Consider the following 603-nt stretch of genomic DNA (forward strand, 5'->3'; position numbering starts at 1 on the left):
CAGACGAAGATGCAAATGGCGATGGAGACCCAACCAATGATGATACAGACCAAGACGGTACCCCGGATTACTTAGACCCAGACAACGGTCCGGATACGGATGGTGACGGTGTACCAGACGTGGTGGATTTAGATGATGATAATGATGGTATCTTAGATACTGTAGAAGGAGACGGAACTATCGACACGGATAACGATGGTAGACCAGACAGTTTAGACATCGACAGTGATGACGATGGTATTCCAGACAACGTAGAGGGTCAACCTACAGAAGGTTACCTGCCACCAAGTGGTGAAGATGCGGATAATGATGGTTTGGACGATGCTTATGAAGGGACAGGCAACGAAGGTGTTACACCAGAAGACACCGACCAAGACGGTACTCCAGATTACATAGATGATGATAGTGATAATGATTTGGTGCCAGACAGTAATGAAGGTCACGACTTTGATTATGATGGCGAACCAGACAACACTTACACTGGAGTAGATACAGACAATGATGGTTTAGATGATGGCTATGAGGGTAGTGATGTAAATGATGGTTACGATGTTAACGATGAGATAGAAGACCCAGCGAACGATTTACCAGATACGGATGGTA

1 pseudogene is annotated in these 603 nt (G+C 45.4%); it reads left to right on the forward strand.

What is annotated here, in order from left to right:
- Positions 1-603 (forward strand): annotated as a pseudogene (locus FBT53_RS15985) (gliding motility-associated C-terminal domain-containing protein); the annotation flags it as partial.

It is taken from the genome of Flavobacterium sp. ASW18X, assembly GCF_005144745.1.
Taxonomy (GTDB): Bacteria; Bacteroidota; Bacteroidia; order Flavobacteriales; family Flavobacteriaceae; genus Croceivirga.